Origin of the sequence: Blastomonas sp. CCH1-A6 (assembly GCF_001556365.1) — a bacterium.
In the GTDB taxonomy this organism is placed as follows: domain Bacteria; phylum Pseudomonadota; class Alphaproteobacteria; order Sphingomonadales; family Sphingomonadaceae; genus Blastomonas; species Blastomonas ursincola.
The window spans coordinates 1-3413 of the sequence record NZ_LSIS01000482.1 but is presented as its reverse complement, the minus strand read 5'-3'; the positions used below and the strand labels follow the sequence as shown (position 1 = coordinate 3413).

Below are 3413 nucleotides of genomic sequence, written 5' to 3'. Positions count from 1 at the left end.
AGTTTACCCTGAGCGGCTGGCTTGCCAGCCAGTCGAAGGGCTCGGGACAAACGGAGGTGAGTTTGAACCCGGACAAACGGAAGTGGATGAGAAATGGCATTTGACGGCCCAGCAGAGGACCAGATCGCGATCCGTGCGCTGATCGACAGTTATAGCGATGCGGTGTTCCGCCGCGATGCGCAGGCCTGGGGCGCGACCTGGGCAGAGGATGCGGTGTGGAACCTCGCAAGCACCGAGGTGCGCGGGCGCGACGCGATCGTCGGGCTGTGGACCCAGGCGATGGCGGGCTTCCCGTTCGTGGCGTTCTTCGCGCAGATCGGCCAGCTCGCGATTACCGGCGATCACGCCACGGGGCGGGTCTATACGCACGAATATCTCGAACTCGCCGACGGGTCGGTCAGCCGCCCGATCGGCCAGTATCTCGACGTTTACACGCGCACCGGCGACGGCTGGCGCTTTGCCGAGCGGCATTTCAGCATCCTCAAGGAGACCCAGGCGAAATGAGCATCGTGATTGCAGGCGAAGTCGATTTCCCTCCCGAGAACCGCGACGCCGCGCTGGCGGGAGCGAAAGCCCTGATCGACATGGCGCTCGCCGAAACGGGGTGCCGCCATTATGCCTGGAGCGCCGATCCGCACGATCCGGGCCGGGTGCATGTGTTCGAGGAATGGGACAGCGCCGACGAGCTGCAGGCGCATCTCGAGGGCGAGGCCTATCGCGGCATGCTCGGGCATCTCTCGCAATTCACCATCCTCAACGCCGATACGCGCAAATACCGGTTCGACCTGAAGGAACCCGTCTATGGCCCCGATGGCGTCGCCACCGCACGCTTTCTGAGCGAGGCCGCAGCATGACCGATCTCACGGGCAAGACCGCGATCGTCATCGGTGCCGCGGGCGATCATAACATGGGCCAGGTGATCGCGCGGGCGCTCGCCGCCGCCGGGGCGAAGACAATCGTCTCGGGCCGCAAGCGCGACCCGCTCGAAGCGCTGGCGAGCGAGATCGGCGGCGAGGCGGTGACCTGCGATCTGACATCGCGTGCCAATGTCGATGCGCTGTTCGATGGTGTCGCGGCATACCATGGCCGGGTCGATATCGCGATTAACGCCACCGGCTGGGGGCTCATGAAGCCTTGGGCCGATGTCACCGACGAGGACCTGGCGGCGATGGTCGCGCTGCAGTTCACCGGCGTGCACCATATGCTGAACGCCTGTCTGCGTACCATGACGGGCGGCGGATCGGTGATCCAGATCAGTTCCGCCACGACGCAATGCCTCATTTACGACCATGCCGCCTATATCGGCACCAAGGCGGGGTCCGAGGCGCTGATCCGCTGCTTTGCCAACCAGTACGGGCCGCTGGGCATCCGCGCCAATGTGGTGTCGCCGGGGCTGACCGCGACGCCGATGGCCGCCGCCGCCGTGGCGACGCCGGGGCTCGAGGCAGCGTTCGCGAAGGAATATCCGCTGGGCCGAATCGGCACCGCGGACGATATCGCGCACACCGTGCTGTGGCTGTGCGACGATCGTACCTTTGTCACCGGCCAGAATATTCAGGCCAATGGCGGGCTGACGCTGAGGCGCAATCCGCGGCCCGAGGAAATTGCAGCCTCCGTGGGCGCGGCAATGGCGGCTGCGGCGCAATAGAGGCGGTTTTGCTCCGAATGCGCGCATCTGCTGGCGCTATGCAAACGTAACGCTATAGTGCCGCACAATCTGCCCGCGCATTCGGGTCGCAATCAGGGGCCTTAAACCTAGTGAAAAAAGCTGCAGTTATCGGGTCCGGCTTCGGCGGGCTGGCGCTCGCCATCCGCCTGCAATCCGCCGGAATCGCCACCACCGTCATCGAAAGCCGCGACAAGCCCGGCGGCCGTGCCTATTTCTGGGAAAAGGACGGGTTCACCTTCGACGCCGGCCCGACCGTGATCACCGATCCGCCGTGCCTGGAAGAGCTCTGGGCGCTGACCGGCCATCATATCAGCGAGGATGTCGACCTCGTCCCCGTCATGCCCTTCTACCGGCTGAACTGGCCCGACGGCACCAATTTCGACTATTCGAACGACGAGGCGAGCCTGCGCGCCGAGATCGCCAAGCTGAACCCCGAGGATGTCGCCGGCTATGACCGCTTCCTCGACTATAGCGCAGGCGTGCACGACGAGGGCTATCTCAAGCTCGGCCACAAGGCGTTTCTCGACTTTGCCAGCATGATCAAGGCCGCGCCTGCGCTGATGAAATACCAGGCCTGGCGCTCGGTCTATTCGATCGTCTCCTCGTTCGTGAAGAACGAGAAGCTGCGCGAGGCGCTGTCGTTCCACACGCTGCTGGTCGGCGGCAATCCGATGAAGACCAGCTCGATCTATGCTCTCATCCACAAGCTCGAAAAGGACGGCGGGGTCTGGTTTGCCAAGGGCGGCACCAACCGGCTGATCGCGGGCATGGTCAGGCATTTCGAGCGGATCGGCGGCACGCTGCGCCTGAATGATCCGGTCACCGAGATCGAGACCATGGGCGACAAGGTCACCGGCGTGGTGACCAAGAGCGGCTGGCGCGAAAACTTCGATGCGGTCGCCAGCAATGCCGATATCATGCACAGCTATCGCGATCTGCTCGGCAAGTCGGGCCGGGGCAAGCGCGCGGCAGCGAGCCTCAAGCGCAAGAAATTCTCGCCCTCGCTGTTCGTCGCACATTTCGGCATCAAGGGCGACTGGCCCGGCATTCCGCACCACATGATTCTGTTCGGCCCGCGCTACAAGGGGCTGCTCGACGACATCTACGACCATGGTGTGCTGGCCAAGGACTTCTCGCTCTATCTGCACCACCCGACCGTCACCGATCCCTCGATGGCGCCGCCGGGGCACAGCACTTTCTACGTGCTCTCGCCGGTGCCGCATCAGGGCAAGCTGCCGATCGACTGGAAGGAAATGGGCCCGATCTACGAGAAGCGCATTCTCGACGAGATCGGCCACAGGCTGATCCCCGACATTCACGAGCGGATCGTCACCAGCTTCCACTATACGCCGCAGGATTTCAGCACCGATCTGAATGCGCATCTGGGCAGCGCCTTCAGCCTGGAGCCGCTGCTGACGCAGAGCGCGTTCTTCCGCACGCACAATCGCGACGATGCGATTCCGAACCTCTATTTCGTCGGCGCGGGCACGCATCCGGGTGCAGGCATTCCCGGCGTGGTCGGGAGTGCCAAGGCAACCGCGACGCTGATGCTCGAGGACATGCTCTGACCATATAGATCCTCCCCCAGCTTGCTGGGGGGAGGGGGACCGCCCGCGTAGCGGGTGGTGGAGGGGTGGCGGGATAGTGTAGTCTGCCGCTACGGGCGCGACCTCGCTTCCCCTCCACCACCGACCCTTGGTCGGCGGTCCCCCTCCCCGAGACAAGCTCGGGGAGGATTTTATAG

General features: G+C 64.2%; 4 protein-coding genes. All 4 read left to right on the top strand.

Going from position 1 to position 3413, the window contains the following annotated elements:
- Positions 1 to 93 precede the first annotated feature (93 nt).
- Positions 94 to 504, top strand: coding sequence for a YybH family protein (locus AX735_RS21550; protein ID WP_066284651.1), 411 nt, complete (start codon positions 94 to 96; stop codon positions 502 to 504).
- Positions 501 to 854 carry a putative quinol monooxygenase gene (locus AX735_RS21545; RefSeq protein WP_066284650.1) on the top strand — a complete coding sequence of 118 codons (354 nt, stop codon included), beginning with the start codon at positions 501 to 503 and terminating at the stop codon, positions 852 to 854. The genes AX735_RS21550 and AX735_RS21545 overlap by 4 nt, the downstream gene beginning before the upstream one ends.
- Positions 851 to 1648 (top strand): SDR family NAD(P)-dependent oxidoreductase, encoded by a 798-nt coding sequence (locus tag AX735_RS21540; RefSeq protein WP_066284649.1) that lies wholly within the window; start codon positions 851 to 853, stop codon positions 1646 to 1648. The genes AX735_RS21545 and AX735_RS21540 overlap by 4 nt, the downstream gene beginning before the upstream one ends.
- Positions 1649 to 1758: 110 nt before the next feature.
- On the top strand, positions 1759 to 3237 hold the full coding sequence (locus AX735_RS21535) for a phytoene desaturase (protein ID WP_066284642.1): 1479 nt from the start codon (positions 1759 to 1761) through the stop codon (positions 3235 to 3237).
- Positions 3238 to 3413: the final 176 nt, after the last annotated feature.